The organism is Saccharibacillus sp. CPCC 101409 (genome assembly GCF_030518235.1).
In the GTDB taxonomy this organism is placed as follows: domain Bacteria; phylum Bacillota; class Bacilli; order Paenibacillales; family Paenibacillaceae; genus Saccharibacillus.
This window is the reverse complement of record NZ_JAULSA010000001.1, coordinates 894,954-909,613: the sequence shown is the minus strand read 5'-3', so window position 1 is coordinate 909,613 and position 14,660 is coordinate 894,954. Positions and strand designations below refer to the sequence as shown.

Below are 14,660 nucleotides of genomic sequence, written 5' to 3'. Positions count from 1 at the left end.
TCATTGTAAAAGTCTCCTTTCGTCCTGCGTATCTCTTCATAGTCGTTTGCATCGCCGCGTCGAATCCGGACGAACGTCAGTCAAAAGGCTCCGGTTTCAGCGGACCGCCAGCAGGCTTTCTCCCGCTTCCACCCGGCCGCCGGCGTGCGTCGGATCGATCTGCTCGTACTCGGCGGAGTTGGTCACGATAATCGGCGTCGTCGTATCGTAGCCCGCCGCCCGGATCTTGGGAATATCGAATTCCAGCAGCAGATCGCCGCGTTTGACTTTCTGTCCCTGCCGCACATGGGCGGTGAACGCTTCTCCTTTGAGCTTGACGGTATCGACGCCCACATGGATCAGCAGCTCCACTTTGTCGTCGGATGTGACCGCCACCGCGTGGCTGGTGCGGAACATCAGCGATACCACGCCGTCCACGGGAGAAAAGACTTTGCCTTCGCTCGGTAGAATCGCCACGCCTTTACCCATCGCTTCGGTCGAAAATGCCGGATCGTCCACCTCGCCGAGCGGCACAAGTTCGCCCGGAATCGGAGCGTATACCGTATGGAACCCTATCGTGTCGGCCGCGGCCGCGTTGACGTTCGCCGTTTCCGCCGGCAGGGCGCTTGTTCCCTGCGCATTCGATGCCCGAACGGCGGCCGAAGCCTGCGGAACGTTAGCGCCCGCGGCCGTATTTCCGCCGGCGCTCGGGACGGCGGCCGGCTGCGCGTCTTCTTCGAAGCCGAGGATATAGGTCAGCACGGTCGTCAATGTGAACGAAACGGCGATACTGATCAGGTAATACGCGATGGTGTTCGTCATAAATGCCGGGATGGTCGTGACCGCCGGGAATACGTAGGCCAGCACGGTGGCATGGAATTGTCCGGCGATCGCGCCGCCCACCGCGCCGCCGATCACGGCCGCGATCATCGGGCGTTTGAGCTTGACCGACAATCCGTACACGATCGGTTCGGTGATGCCGGCGAACAGCGACGGCAGCAGCGACGAGATGGCGTAGGACTTGAGCTTTTTGTCTTTGGCTTTAAGGAATACGCCGAGCGCGACGCCGGACTGGGCAAAGGTGGCGGACGCCATCATCGGACGGATCGTATCGTAGCCTTTGATGGACAGGTTGTTGATCATCGCCGGAGCGATGCCCCAGTGCAGGCCGAACATGACGAGGAACGTCCAGCCGCCGCCCAGCAAAGCGCCGGTCAAGAGTCCGCTGCGCGTGCTCAGGAAGTCGATGCCCGAAGCGATGCCGCTGCCGGCGTACACGCCGATCGGACCGATCACGATGGCGGCCAGCGGAACCATAATCAGCAGCGAGATGAGCGGAACCATAAACAGCTCGATACTTTTCGGCGTGATTTTTTTCAGCCATTTCTCCAGGTACGAATACAGCCAGATCGACAGGATCGCCGGGATAATCGAGGTCGTATAACTCATCAGCACAACGGGGATTCCGGCAAACGACGAGATATCGCCGGTATTCTCCATCAGCTTCGTAAAGTTCGGCTCCAGCAGCGCGGCCACGATCGCCGCCGAGACGAACGGCTGCGTCTTGAACGTTCTCGCCGACGAGAAAGCCAGCATGATCGGCAGGAAGTAGAACACGCTGTTGCCGGCCGCCGACAAGATGGAGTACGTACTCGATTCATTGCTCAGCCAGTGCAGCTGCGTGAGGATGACGAGCACCGCTTTGAGCATGCCGGCCCCCGCCAGCGCAGGCACGATCGGCTGGAAAATCGAACTCATTACGGTAAACAGCCGAGCGACCGGATTGCCTTCTTTTTTCGTTTGGACTTGTTCGGCTTTTTCCGTTTTGAGGTTCAGTTGATGCGTGCGGGTGATCGCTTCGAACACTTCTTCGACGTGATTGCCGACGACCACCTGATACTGGCCGCCGCTTTCGATGACCGAGATAATCTCGTCCGAGCTTTCGAGTGCTTTGCGGTCGGCTTTGCTTTTATCTTTCAGCGTAAAGCGCAGACGGGTCATGCAGTGGTACAGATCGCCGATATTCTGCTCTCCGCCGACGTTTTCGACAATAAAACGGCCCAGCGAATCGTATTTGCCCATTGGAATTCCTCCAGTTAGATGGTTGTAAAAAGGGGTTGAACAAGTTTGTCTTACGGCATAAAAGTATATAAAAAAACCCGGACGTTCCCCGGGACGCGGCCGGCAGCGCTACCGGTATGCGTCGGGGAATGCCCAGGTTATGCCCACTTAAGGTTACACCCTGCTACTCTTCTGTTCGGTTGACCAATCTCGAAATATGCAGCATCAGATAAATCATTTCGTCGCGTCCGAGCTCCTGCCCGAATCTTTTGCGCACATAGACCGCAATTTTCTGCACGCAGGCGTATTCCTGCGGGAATTTGCCGGTCAGTTCTTCGAACAGATCGATATAATCCCGACTTGTCGGCTCTCCCGCGAACAACCGCTGGAAAAAGAATTTCAAATGCGTGATAAAGCGGTTGTAATTCCATGATTCTTCGTCGATCTCGACGCGAAAATGATACTTGACGAGATCGAGCACGTCTTTGATCGCGCGGGTCGTTTTCTGGCTGAGATTGACGCCTTTCTGATCCATGCGCGCATTGACGAAGTGCATCGCGATAAAGCCGGCTTCGTTCTCGTCGAACGCGATGCCCGTTTTCTCTTCGACGATCTTCAGCGCGTGCAGGCCGACGGCAAACTCTTCGCGATAAAATCGTTTGATCTCCCACAGCATCCGGTTCTCGATCTGCTGTCCCTGCTTGTCCCGCTGAACAGCGAAGGAAATATGGTCGATCAGCGCGGGATAAATATACTCGCTCATGCTGCCGGACAACCGGGTTTTCGCGTAGCGGATCGTCTCGTCGGCGGCTTCCACGCATTCCACGCGGACGTGCTGGAGCAGCTCGGTCAGTTTGCTGACGACATCGCCCGTTTTGACCACGAACAGCTTCGCGATCTTCTCCGCGGCGATGGAATCGCCGGGCTTCAGATTGAACGCGATGCCTCTTCCGGTCGCAATCACTTCTTCGCCCCGCTCGTCCTCGGCCAGCACCACGTTGTTGTTAAGCGCTCTTTTCAAAATCATCGAACCACCTCGCTTGTGCTGCGGTCACATCCGCGGGGGAAGTTTTGGTTAAACCAAAAAACCCGGACGGAAAACCATCCCGGGCATACGCCTATCGGAATTCGTTCCCATCCGGGTTATGCCTAGTCCATATCAAGCAAGTCTAGTGACACCCCGAACCGTTTATTCTTATGTAACCGCTTGCTTCATTATAGAAGCGTCTAACAGGGTTTGTCAACTCCTTCTTGATGTTTCGAACGCAAACCGTCTCAAGCCGCCGTGTCCGGACTGGCTTCTTCGTCGCGCGTCGTCTGCCGGCCCATCCATTCGTTCAGCGCTTCCGACAGCTCGTACGAAGAAGCAGCCGGCATATCCAGCGCGGGATTGACCACTTCAAGCACCCGGCGCCACAGCGGAACCAGCCGTTCTTCGAGTTCCAGATTCAGCGAATGCCGCAGTCCCATCAGGGCGGCCATCAGCAGCAGCATCGCCGCAACGGCCAGCGCCGCCGCTTCAAGATTGGAGGCCACTCCCCCGATCACCGATTCTCTCAGGCCCAGCCCGCGCCACATCAGATCCAGAGCGGCCGTTCCGCACACGCCAAGCAGAATCGTCAGCGACAATCCGTACAGCGCGTAATCCGCGGCGCGCAGCCGGGCCGCCGCCCGTTCGAAACCCACCGCCCCCGCATAACGCTCCAGACGCACCATCTGTTTTCTGAAGCTCCATCTTTCCTTTTCCACCGGCAGCAGATAATAATCGATCAGCCCCTGCGCCGCTTCGAGATGCGAGCCGCTTATCCTCGATTCGCGCCGCCCCAGCACCGCCTGTCTCACCAGACTCAAACGGACTCCTCCTTCAATCTGTAAAATGAATGCGCGCTTTCCGACCGGTTCGTCCGGTTTCTTGATTGCTTTCAGTATAGAAGGTTTGCAAGCGCAAAAAAAGCCTCTCGCGAAGGAAAGGCTTTGGTCCCGCTCCATGCCGCCCGGCTGCTTCTCGAGACCTCCGCGCCGTCCCGAAACGGACCTTTCGTCTCAAGTCGGAGCAGACAAAACCGTGCCGGAGAAGATTTTTTAAACGAAAATAAATCTCAGGGCGATCATATACACGGCCGTTCCGCCGAAAATGCTGAGCAGCGCGTTCTTTTTGTACAGATGCAGCGCTATAACAACGCCGGCAGAGAGCATTTCGGGCAGCGCATACGGATACTGCAATAACGAAACCGACTTGAAGCCGTCCACGACGAGCAAAGCCATCATCGCCGGAGGAAGCGCGCCGCCCAGATAAAGAATGCCGCTCGGCAGAGGTTTATCGCCGCGGAACAAAACAAACGGCAGCACCCTGCTCAAAAAAGCGCCCGCCGCAATCGCCAGCACGAAAATAAGCAGCTCAACCGGCGTCAAATCCATTTCCGTCCCCTCCCTCCCAATAAACATACGACCATTATTGCCATTGCCGGGATCATATAGGCCGCGCTGCCGACGATCAGCAGAGCGACAATCGAGCAGCACAGACCAATCCCGGCAAATTTGATTTTTTCTTTTTTGCGAATTTGCTCCAGGAACATCACGATAAACAAAGCGGTCATGGCAAAATCCAGTCCCGCTACGTTTCCCGTGATCAACCGTCCCGCCGCCGCCCCAAGCATCGTCCCGCCGACCCAGCCGGTATACGTCAACATGGTCACCCAGAAATGGTAATGAACGCGCGAAATACGCGGATCGGGCTCGGTGGAACAGGAAATGGCGAAAGCTTCGTCGTTTAAAGCAAAAATCATAAACGGCCGCAGTTTGCCCGCTTTTTTGAACGTGTCGAGCAAAGGAATCCCGTAAAAAAGATGTCTGGAATTAATCAGAAAACTCAATATGAATCCTTGTACGGGAGCAAAGCCGCCGAGCATAAGCGGGATTGCGGCGAACTGCGCCGTACCGCAAAACGCGACTGCGCTCATCAAGACCGTCCAGATCCATCCAAACCCGCTTGCGGTCATCAACACACCGTAGGTAACGGCAAGCGCGATCAGGCTGGGCAGGATAGGCAGCGTGCGGGGAAACGCCGCATAAAAAGATTCTTTCCATAAAGAAGCGCCGGTTCTCGTTTCGGCTGTTCGATCCATATCGGCTATCCTCCAAATTCGTTTGACCCATCGTATCACGACACAAAAAAGCCACACAATATAATTATTGTATGGCAAACAATATAAAAATTATTCGTCCAGCATCTTTTTTAATACGATCAATCCCTGTTCGAGGCTTTCTCTCGATTCCGGCGAACACACGGCCAGGCGAACCGCGTTGGCGGGCGCGGTGCTGCCGACTACAAAGCGCCCGCCGCCGTAAACCTGTACGCCTTGTGCGGCGGCGATTTGTTCGAATCGATCCCCCGTATACCGCTCCGGCAAGCGCAGCCAGCGAAAAATCCCTTCCGGTTCGCCCAGGCAGTTCTCCCGTCCGAGGTAACGGTCGATCAGTCGATTGCGGGCTTTGGCTTCTTCCCGATGAAGAGCCAGGACCTGTTCGAATTGATTCGATACGATGATTCGCGCCGTCAGTTCCGCGAGCAGCGGCGATACGGAAATATTGATATTGTAAAGAGCTTTGCGGATCAGGTCGAGGAACTTCAAAGGAACCGACAGATAAGCCAGGCGGAGACCGGGCGCGATCACTTTCGACAAGCCGGCTATATAAATCGTGTGCTCGGGCGCATAAGCCGCTATCGCCGGCAGCCGCGTTTCCCCGATCAAATGATAGGTGCCGTCTTCGATCATAAACAAATCGTGGGCCTGCACAATCCGGGCGATAGCCCGGCGGGATTCAAGGCTCATTGTGTATGTCATCGGATTCTGGCAGTCCGGGATCAGATACAATCCTTTGATATTTTCGTTTTTGCACGCGTACAGCACGGCTTCCGGGCTCATCTCGTCCGTTTCCGAGCGAATCGGCACAAGCTGAATGCCCAGCATGGCGGCGGCCGTTTTGAGCCCCGGATACGTGTGGTGGTCCACGCCGATCCGGTCTCCGTGGCGGCAAAGGCTCGCAAGCGCCGAAGCAATCGCATTCTGCGCGCCGGCCGAGAACAGAATATGTTCACGGCTCGTCCGCACGCCCGCACGCTTCATCAGCCGGACGGCGGCGTCTTTTTGCCAGAGCGAATCGCCGGGCCGGCTGTATCCGAACCATTTGGCGTAATCGTCTTCCTGCAGCATGGATTGCATCAGATCGCGCAGCGGACGATACGAGACGGAATCGGGCAGGATCGCGCCCATCTCGATCAGCGATTCGGGCTTTTGTTCTTCGAGCAGATAAGCGTTCGAGATCGCGTCGAACGAAACGTAGGTCCCGCTGCCCACCGTCGCGCTGAGCAGGCCTTTCAGTTCGGCGACTTTGAACGCTTTTGAGATCGTGCTCAGATTCACGTCGAGAAAATCCGCCAATTCTCTTTGCGGAGGCAGCTTCGTCCCCGGCAGCAGCCGTCCTTCCCGAATATCGCGTTCCAGCTGCCCCGCCAATGCCCGATAGATCGGCTTGTCCGCCCGATTCAAGACCGGCTTCCAGGTCATCGGGTAATCTTCAAACGAGTTTACCGGCATCTGTCTCCCCCCTCTCCACACAATTATAAGATTGTATGGCCGGATTATCCAAATGTATAATCGTACATACCAAAAAGAAGCAGATCGATAGTCTGCTTCTTTTTTTATCCTCTTCTCTCCTCTTCCCCTCAAGGAAAAGATAGAGAAGCGGAGGGAAAGATCTGTGTAGGAGCGATAGCGTTCGCCTTTGAAACCGGGAAGATACTACTCAAAATCTAATCAGTCTTCCTGGTTTCAACAAGCGACCGTAACAGAACTTTTCCGGAGCGGATCGATCTTTTCCAACCTCACACCATAATCTTGCACATCTGATTCGTAAATTCCACCGGATCTTCGATCGGCAGCCCTTCGATCAGCAGCGCCTGGTTGTACAGCAGGTCCGTGTACAGATCGAGCTTCGATTTGTCGCCTTCAAGCGAACCTTTCAGCGAAGCAAACACCTCGTGATTCACGTTCACTTCCAGCACTTTCTCCGCTTTGACGTTCGGGTTGTCCGGCATCATGCTGAGGATCTTCTCCATCTCGATCGAAACTTCGCCGTCGCTGCTCAGGCAGACCGGATGCGAGCGCAGACGCTTGGAAGCGCGCACGTTCGATACTTTGCCGGCGAGGCGTTCTGTCATATAATCGAACAGCTCTTTGTCGCCAGCCGCTTCGTCCTGCTTGTCCGGCTCGCCGTCTTCGATGCCCAGATCGCCGGCCGATACGGAGCGGAATTCTTTTTCCTTGTAGCTCAGCAGCATCTTCACGGCAAACTCGTCGATATCGTCGGTAAAGTACAGGATCTCGTAGCCTTTGTCCGCCACCATCTCGGTCTGCGGCAGCTTCTCGATCCGCGCGTGCGACGCTCCGGCGGCGTAGTAGATATACTTCTGCTCTTCCGGCATGCGCGATACGTATTCGTCCAGCGTAACCAGCTTTTTCTCCGTCGAGGAGTAGAACATCAGCAGATCCTGCAGCGCGTCTTTATGCGTGCCGTAATCGCTGTACACCCCGTATTTCAGCTGGCGGCCGAACGATTCGAAGAACTTGTCGTACTTCTCGCGGTCGTCTTTTTGCAGCGATTTGAGCTGGCTTTTGATCTTGCTTTCGATATTCTTCGCGATCAGCTTGAGCTGGCGGTCGTGCTGGAGCATCTCGCGCGAGATGTTCAGCGACAGGCTTTCGGAATCGACCATGCCTTTGACGAAGCTGAAATAGTCCGGCAGCAGATCGGCGCATTTGTTCATGATCAGCACGCCGTTTGCGTACAGTTCCAGCCCTTTTTCATACTCGCGGGAATAGAAATCGAACGGAGGCGTTTCCGGAATAAACAGGATCGAGCGGTACACCACCGCGCCGTCGGCGTTGACGTGCAGATGGGACAGCGGCTTGTCGAACCCGTAGTGCTTCTCGGTGTAAAAATTCTCGTAGTCCGCTTCCGTCAGCTCGCTTTTGTTTTTGCGCCAGATCGGCACCATGCTGTTGACCTGTTCTTCTTCGATCTTTTCTTCAAACTCGTTCTCCGCGCCTTCTTTGGGTACCTGGACTTTGGCGTCCATCTTGATCGGGTAGCGGATAAAGTCGGAGTACTTCTTCACGATCGAACGCAGGCGGTACTCTTCCAGGAACTCGTCGTAGCTGTCGTCTTCCGTGTTGCCTTTGATCGTCAGGACGATCTCGGTGCCGACTTGGGCTTTCTCCGCCGGTGCGATCGTGTAGCCGTCGGCGCCGTCGGATTCCCATTTGTACGCCTGCTCTTCGCCCAGCGCGCGGCTGGTTACGGACACATGGTCCGCGACCATGAACGCCGAATAGAACCCGACGCCGAACTGCCCGATAATATCGTGGCCGTCTTTGGCTTCGTTGTCTTTCTTGAACGCGAGCGAGCCGCTCTTGGCGATCACGCCCAGGTTGTTCTCCAGCTCTTCGCGCGTCATGCCGATACCGGTATCCGTCAGGGTCAGCGTGCGGGCGCCTTTGTCGACGGACAATTTAATGTAGTAATTTTCCGGGTCGAACGTGAGCGAGTCGTCGGTCAGCGCCCGGTAATAGATTTTGTCGATGGCGTCGCTCGAGTTGGAGATCAGTTCCCGCAAAAAGATTTCTTTCTGCGTATAGATGGAGTTGATCATCATTTCGAGCAGGCGTTTGGATTCGGCCTGGAACTGCTTCTTTTCCATGCGTGAGTCTCCCTCCGATTGATTCGGCGTATTGTTAGCACTCAAGCTTCCGGAGTGCTAATCCAATTTCTGTTATAGCATTGTTCGCCGGCCGGTGTCAAGGCGAAGCGGAAGCCAAGAACCTTTTGCGGGAAGCGGGAGGTTTGGCTACAATGGAGAAAGACTGCGAGGAAAGGAACGATCGAAATGGCAGCTGCCAAAATCTCCAAAACCAACGCCATGCGCATGCTCGACGAGCTGGGTATCGGCTACGACATTCTGAGTTACGATAACGAAGACGGACAGATTCACGGAACGGCGGTCGCGGAAAAAACAGGTCAGGCGGCGGAAACGGTATTCAAAACGCTGGTCGCCCACGCGGGGGCAAACGGCTATGTATTCGTGATTCCCGTCGCAGGCGAGCTGGACCTCAAAAAAGCGGCGCGGGCGGCGGGCGAAAAAAAGATCGAAATGCTGCCGCTGAAAGATCTGCAAAAGTGGACCGGTTACGTGCGCGGCGGCTGTTCGCCCATCGGCATGAAAAAACATTTTCCGACGTTCGCGGACGTCTCCGGCGAAGGGTTGGAACAGATCGTGGTCAGCGCAGGCAAAGTCGGATTGCAGGTCAAGCTCCCCCCGTCCGGCCTGGTTTCGGCGGCGCGCGCGGAATTTGCGGAGCTGACCAAAGACGAATAGGCTTTTTTTGCTCAACAAATCTCCTGCACGGGCCGAAATAATAGACATCATCGCATATTGCGCGGGGAGTGTATCTTGTTGAACCACATACCGAGACCGTTCGGGAGCCGTAAAGATTATGTAGGCTCTTCCGTGATCAAAGTCAGCTTTATTTCCATTATTGTATTTACGCTTTTTATGCTGGGCAGTCTGCTGTATCTGAACCATTCGATCAAAAGCGACTACTCCAAAGTCAAAGGCGCGGCCGATATCCGTTTCAAAATCGGGGAAATGGCCGACTCGCTGATCGATCAGCAGATCAACCAGCGCAGCTTCCTGCTGACGCGCAACACCGACTTTCTGAAAGATTTCGAAGAGCACGGCGTCCGGTTCCATCTGCTGTCGTCGGAACTGCTCGCTCTGCTCAAAGATTATCCGCAGTACTCCGCCCAGGCCGACGAATTGATCGAACTCGGCAACCGCTGGCGCTCGGAGCACAGCGACAAACTGCTGATCAAAGCGCTTCAAGACGGTGAAATGTCCGCCGAATTAAGCGCGGACAAACAAGATTTCGACACGTTTCGCTCCAAAGAAGAAGCGCTGTCGAAAATCTTCAACGATCTGCGGGTCAAGCAGCGCAACATCCTGCTGAGCCATCTGGCCGGCGCGCTGATCGGGATCGGGCTGGTGTTCGCGCTGCTGCAAACGCTGTTTATCTACTTCACCCAGCGCGGGCTCAAAGCGATCACCCGGCCGATTACCAAGCTCGAACAGTTCGTCGCCGATTATACGTCGGGCAGCACGTCGGCGCTGATTCCGGATTACGAGCGGAAAGACGAGATCGGCAGCCTGATCGAGCACGTTCGCATGATGCAGGACGCGCAGAACCGGGACGGACGGCTGATCGAGGAGATGTTCGACTTCGTCGACCGGCTCAACCGGGCTTCCACCCCGCAGGAGGTCTACCGGGAAAGCGTTACGGGTACCGGAAAGCTGCTCGGAGCGAGCCGGGTCATGCTGGTCACGTCCAATCGGGACCGCAGCTTCTCGGCCAAAGCGCAGATCGCCGGCGGCGTGGTCGAAATGAATCCGCCGCACCCGGCCCTGCCGCCGGAGATGGCTTACGCCGCTTTTCATCATCCGTATTCGCTGATCTTCGACGACTGGTCCAAAGAAAAGCCCAAGTATGTCACGATCGAAAAATGGTACGAAGAAGGCGTCCGCTCGTCGCTGCACGTGCCGCTGCGCCAGGAAGGCCACAATATCGGCTATCTGCATATCGCTTCCGCGGAAGCCGGTCATTTCACGCCGATTATGATTCAGCGCATGGAGAAGATCACCCGGATGATCTCCGGCTCGCTCAAGAACGCCGCGGATTCGCAGGATATGCAGCTTGTGGCGATGAAAGACGGATTGACCGGCGCGTGGAACCGACGGTTCTTCGATATCGAACTCGACAAGCTGATCGCGGAATACCGGTCGGGCGGGGCCGAATCGGCTCCGTTCTGCCTGATCCTGCTCGATGTGGACCACTTCAAGCGCTTTAACGACACATGGGGCCATATGGAAGGCGACCAGGTGCTCAAGCACGTGGTCGGCACGCTGCAAACGTTCAGCCGTCCCGCCGATCTGGTCGCGCGCTTCGGCGGCGAGGAATTCGCCGTTCTGCTGCCGGCGACGCCGCTTGCGGAAGCCCGCGCGGCGGCCGAACGGCTGCGCAAGCTGATCGAGCACGATTCCTGCTCCTCCAATTACCATATCACCGCCAGCTTCGGCGTCGCCGAATTTGCGGGAGGCTTACATGCCCGCAACGGCAAAGAAGAACTGATCCAGCAGGTGGACCGCGCGCTGTACCGGGCGAAGCAATCCGGACGCAACCGGGTCGAGCCGGCTTCGACGGACAGCGGACAGTCCGAAAACGGCATGCTGTGGAATTGAAGCGGGATATCGCGGAAACGCAATAACTAGGGCGTGAAAAAAACAAGCGATATCCGAAATTCTGAACGAAGGCCGGCGGCAGCGCCGGCCGAATTTATGTACGGAGGAGTTGAAACGATGGCGGAAGCCAAACGCATCCTGATCATCGAGGACGAAGCCGATATGGCGAATATCATGCGGGACTTTCTGACGGTGTCCGGCTACGAAGTCCGCGTCGCCGGCCGCGGCGCGGACGGGCTGGAGCTGCTGCGCAGCTGGTCGCCGAAGCTGCTCGTGCTGGACCTGACGCTGCCGGATATCGACGGGATCGAGCTTTGCCGGCGCATTCGCGCCGAATCGGTCGTGCCGATTCTTATTTTGAGTGCGCGGGGCGGCGAGACGGACAAGATTCTCGGGCTCGGCTTCGGGGCCGACGATTATATGACCAAGCCGTTCTCGCTCGGCGAACTGACCGCAAGGATCGGCGCGCATCTGCGACGAAGCGAAATGCAGGCGCCGTCGTCCGCGGCGGACGACGGGCGGGAAACGGGGATGCTGTCTTTCGGCGAGCTGGAGATCGACCGGCGGGCTTACCGGGTCTCGCTGGGCGTGCGCGAGGTGCAGCTGTCCGCCAAAGAATTCGAGCTGCTGCACTTCCTCGCTCTGCATGCCGGCCAGGTGTTCACCAAGTCCAGGCTGCTCGACGCCGTCTGGGGAATCGACAGTCCCGGCGACGAAGGCACGATCACGGTATACATAAGACGCATTCGCGAAAAGATCGAAACCGATCCTTCCCGGCCGCTTTACTTAAAAACGGTCTGGGGCGTCGGCTACAAATTCGACGGCGGCCGGGAGCGGGCCGTATGAGCCTGCACTCTTCCCTGCGCCGCCGAACGCTGGCGATTCTGGCGCTGCTGTCCGCCGCCGCCCTGCTGGGCCTGCTGCTGGCCCTGCGGATTCCGGCTCCGGCCGACGCCGCCGAGCGGCCGGTCATCAACCGCGCCCGGCTGCTGACCGGGCCGGCGCTATATGAACTGGAGCGGCTGGAGCAAACGGGCGCTCCAGGCCGGACGGACGCCGAAGCGGACGCGCAGCCCAAATTCGGAGCGGATATTCCGGCCGGGCTGCTCCGGCTGTGCCGCGAAGCCGGGATCGAGCTGCTCTACGCCCGGACCGACGGGACGGTCGTATTCGATACGTCGCCGGACCGGCGCGAGCAGCGCCTCGATCTCAAGCGCGAGCTGCATTACGACCTTTACGACGCCAGAACTTCGCCGCAGACTTATACGATCGCATTTCCGGTTGCCTCGGATTCGGGCGCGCAGTCGGGCATCGCGCTGTTCACGCTGCAAACGTCCGCCCTCTTCCCCGCCGCAAGCCGGCTGCCGCCGCTGCTGCTGGCCCTGCTGATCGCCTGCCTGTTCGCCGCCGCGGCGCTGCTTATCTCGAATCTGCGGACTTCCAGACTCCGCGTGGCAGAGCCGCTGGAGCATCTGCGCAGCCGCGCGGAACTGCTGCTGCGCGGCGATTATTCCCGCCGCGCGGAGTACGGGCGCGCCGACGAAGTCGGCTCGCTGTACGCGGTATTCGACCAGCTCAGACTGGAGATCCGCGAACTCCGGCTGGGCCAGGAGCGCCAGGAACAAGCCAGAAAAGAACTGATCTCCAATATTTCGCACGATCTCAAGACCCCGCTCGCTACGGTCAAAGCTTATATCGAAGCCGTGCATTCCGGCATCTGCCCCGATATGGACCGGGTGAAAGAGTATATGGAAATCGCACGCCTGCACACGGACAAGATGCGGCAGCTGATCGACGATCTGCTGCTGCACGCGCTGAACGGGCTGGGCCGAATCTCCGTCGAGCCCAGGGAATGTTACAGCCGGGACGTGCTGAATCCGATCCTGCGCTCGGCCGCCCACCGGGTCGAATCGAGCGGGCGAATCTTCGAAGGCCCGGCGGAAATTCCCAATCCGTTGATTACGGCGGACGCCGTCCGGCTGGAGCAGGTGGTGTCCAACCTGCTGTCCAACGCGCTCAAGCATACCCGGACGGGCGACCGGATCGGCCTGTCCGTCGAGGAGATTCCCGGCGCGCTGCGCATCTCGCTGACCGACAGCGGCAGCGGGATCCGGCCCGAGGATATGCCGTTCGTATTCGAGCGCTATTTTCGCGGCGAAGACGGAGCCAACGCTTCGGGCGGCCCGGTGGAAGGGAGCGGGCTGGGATTGTCGATCTGCAAGCAGATCGTCGAAGACCACGGCGGCGCCATCTCTTTTCGCAGCCTGCACGGGCAGGGCACCGAATTCCGTTTCACCGTTCCGCTGGCGTAACTTTTTTGCCGGATGCGGACGCCGGGCTTTCGTTCGCCGCAGCGGATTCCCGCGCTTTTTGCCGCCGGCAGGTCCCGCCGCATCCTGTAAGACTTTATTCAGATTTCGATCATCGCCCTGCAAGAATTCTTTTTTATACTCACCTTAAACGATTCGATCGAGTCCACGATTCGAACAAAGGAGAGAACCCAAGTTGAACAAACCGGTTATTCTGAAAGCCGTCAATCTATGTAAAACCTATTCGACGGGCGGCGAGCAGTTCCACGCGATCCGCAACGTCTCGCTCGATATTTACGAAGGCGATTTTACCGTAATCATGGGCGACTCCGGCTCCGGCAAGTCCACACTGCTGTATCTGCTCAGCGGCATGGACGAGCTGACATCGGGCGAAATCCATTTCGGCGGCGACCGGATCGACCGTTACAACGAACGCAAAGCGGCCGCGTTCCGCTCGCGGCAGATCGGCTACGTTTACCAGAGCATCAATCTTGTGCCCGACCTGACCCTGTTCGAGAATATCGCGCTGCCCGGTTATATTTCGGGCATGAGCCGCGCGGCTACCGAGCGCCGCGCGGAAGAACTGATGGCCGGCATGGATATCGCCGACCTGAAGAGCCGGCTGCCCTCCCAGGTGTCGGGCGGCCAGCAGCAGCGCGCGGCGATCGCCCGCTCGCTGCTGCACTCGCCGGCGCTGCTGTTTGCCGACGAGCCGACCGGCAGCCTCAATCACGCGCACGGCGCGGCGGTGCTCGATATCCTGACCCGGTTCAATCTGCTGGGGCAGTCCATCGTGATGGTCACGCACGATATCCGCGCCGCCGCACGAGCCGACCGGCTGATTCTGATCCGCGACGGCCGGATCGGCGGCGAGCTGGACTTCGCCGAATTCCCGGATGCCGATACGACGCAGCGCGAAGAAATGATCTTCGCGTTCGTCACGGGAAAGGAGTGAGCGC

12 protein-coding genes are annotated in these 14,660 nt (G+C 57.7%); 5 read left to right on the top strand and 7 right to left on the bottom strand.

Going from position 1 to position 14,660, the window contains the following annotated elements; genetic code table 11:
- Window positions 1–96 precede the first annotated feature (96 nt).
- The 7 genes from QWJ34_RS03855 to htpG all read right to left on the bottom strand — a co-directional run bounded on the left by QWJ34_RS03855 (window position 97) and on the right by htpG (window position 8,800).
- Window positions 97–2,061, bottom strand: coding sequence for a beta-glucoside-specific PTS transporter subunit IIABC (locus QWJ34_RS03855; RefSeq protein ID WP_302725720.1), 1,965 nt, complete (start codon window positions 2,059–2,061; stop codon window positions 97–99).
- A 163-nt stretch (window positions 2,062–2,224) separates the two neighbouring features.
- Window positions 2,225–3,067, bottom strand: coding sequence for a BglG family transcription antiterminator LicT (gene licT, locus QWJ34_RS03850; RefSeq protein ID WP_302725719.1), 843 nt, complete (start codon window positions 3,065–3,067; stop codon window positions 2,225–2,227).
- A 248-nt stretch (window positions 3,068–3,315) separates the two neighbouring features.
- Window positions 3,316–3,882: a DUF6097 family protein gene (locus QWJ34_RS03845; protein ID WP_368046220.1), complete on the bottom strand. Its 567-nt coding sequence runs from the start codon at window positions 3,880–3,882 to the stop codon at window positions 3,316–3,318.
- A gap of 240 nt (window positions 3,883–4,122) precedes the next feature.
- Entirely contained in the window at window positions 4,123–4,458 is a 336-nt protein-coding gene (locus QWJ34_RS03840) for a branched-chain amino acid transporter permease (RefSeq protein ID WP_302725717.1), read from the bottom strand.
- Window positions 4,449–5,243 (bottom strand): AzlC family ABC transporter permease, encoded by a 795-nt coding sequence (locus tag QWJ34_RS03835; protein ID WP_302725716.1) that lies wholly within the window; start codon window positions 5,241–5,243, stop codon window positions 4,449–4,451. The genes QWJ34_RS03840 and QWJ34_RS03835 overlap by 10 nt, the downstream gene beginning before the upstream one ends.
- Before the next feature lie 12 nt (window positions 5,244–5,255).
- A complete protein-coding gene (locus QWJ34_RS03830; protein WP_302725715.1) occupies window positions 5,256–6,638 on the bottom strand; it encodes an aminotransferase-like domain-containing protein in 1,383 nt (460 codons plus the stop codon).
- A gap of 287 nt (window positions 6,639–6,925) precedes the next feature.
- The gene (gene htpG / locus QWJ34_RS03825) at window positions 6,926–8,800 is read right to left on the bottom strand and encodes a molecular chaperone HtpG (RefSeq protein WP_302725714.1); all 1,875 of its coding nucleotides are present in this window, start codon (window positions 8,798–8,800) and stop codon (window positions 6,926–6,928) included.
- A gap of 186 nt (window positions 8,801–8,986) precedes the next feature.
- Here htpG and ybaK point away from each other — a divergent pair, with 186 nt between their 5' ends.
- From ybaK to QWJ34_RS03800, 5 genes are all read left to right on the top strand, one after another.
- Window positions 8,987–9,475: a Cys-tRNA(Pro) deacylase gene (gene ybaK / locus QWJ34_RS03820; protein ID WP_302725713.1), complete on the top strand. Its 489-nt coding sequence runs from the start codon at window positions 8,987–8,989 to the stop codon at window positions 9,473–9,475.
- Between the two features lie 78 nt (window positions 9,476–9,553).
- Window positions 9,554–11,392, top strand: a complete 1,839-nt coding sequence (locus QWJ34_RS03815) for a sensor domain-containing diguanylate cyclase (RefSeq protein WP_302725712.1) — start codon at window positions 9,554–9,556, stop codon at window positions 11,390–11,392.
- A gap of 117 nt (window positions 11,393–11,509) precedes the next feature.
- Window positions 11,510–12,238 carry a response regulator transcription factor gene (locus QWJ34_RS03810; protein ID WP_302725711.1) on the top strand — a complete coding sequence of 243 codons (729 nt, stop codon included), beginning with the start codon at window positions 11,510–11,512 and terminating at the stop codon, window positions 12,236–12,238.
- Complete coding sequence (locus tag QWJ34_RS03805) at window positions 12,235–13,704, top strand: HAMP domain-containing sensor histidine kinase (RefSeq protein ID WP_302725710.1); 1,470 nt, start codon at window positions 12,235–12,237, stop codon at window positions 13,702–13,704. The genes QWJ34_RS03810 and QWJ34_RS03805 overlap by 4 nt, the downstream gene beginning before the upstream one ends.
- 193 nt (window positions 13,705–13,897) lie before the next feature.
- A complete protein-coding gene (locus QWJ34_RS03800) occupies window positions 13,898–14,656 on the top strand; it encodes an ABC transporter ATP-binding protein (protein WP_302725709.1) in 759 nt (252 codons plus the stop codon).
- Window positions 14,657–14,660 lie beyond the last annotated feature (4 nt).

What these genes read in the sequence shown, in the direction of transcription:
- licT (WP_302725719.1), bottom strand. Translation starts at nt 3,067, where the DNA reads ATGATTTTGAAAAGAGCGCTTAACAACAACGTGGTGCTGGCCGAGGAC.
- QWJ34_RS03830 (WP_302725715.1), bottom strand. Translation starts at nt 6,638, where the DNA reads ATGCCGGTAAACTCGTTTGAAGATTACCCGATGACCTGGAAGCCGGTC.
- QWJ34_RS03810 (WP_302725711.1), top strand. Translation starts at nt 11,510, where the DNA reads ATGGCGGAAGCCAAACGCATCCTGATCATCGAGGACGAAGCCGATATG.
- QWJ34_RS03840 (WP_302725717.1), bottom strand. Translation starts at nt 4,458, where the DNA reads ATGGATTTGACGCCGGTTGAGCTGCTTATTTTCGTGCTGGCGATTGCG.
- htpG (WP_302725714.1), bottom strand. Translation starts at nt 8,800, where the DNA reads ATGGAAAAGAAGCAGTTCCAGGCCGAATCCAAACGCCTGCTCGAAATG.
- ybaK (WP_302725713.1), top strand. Translation starts at nt 8,987, where the DNA reads ATGGCAGCTGCCAAAATCTCCAAAACCAACGCCATGCGCATGCTCGAC.
- QWJ34_RS03855 (WP_302725720.1), bottom strand. Translation starts at nt 2,061, where the DNA reads ATGGGCAAATACGATTCGCTGGGCCGTTTTATTGTCGAAAACGTCGGC.
- QWJ34_RS03805 (WP_302725710.1), top strand. Translation starts at nt 12,235, where the DNA reads ATGAGCCTGCACTCTTCCCTGCGCCGCCGAACGCTGGCGATTCTGGCG.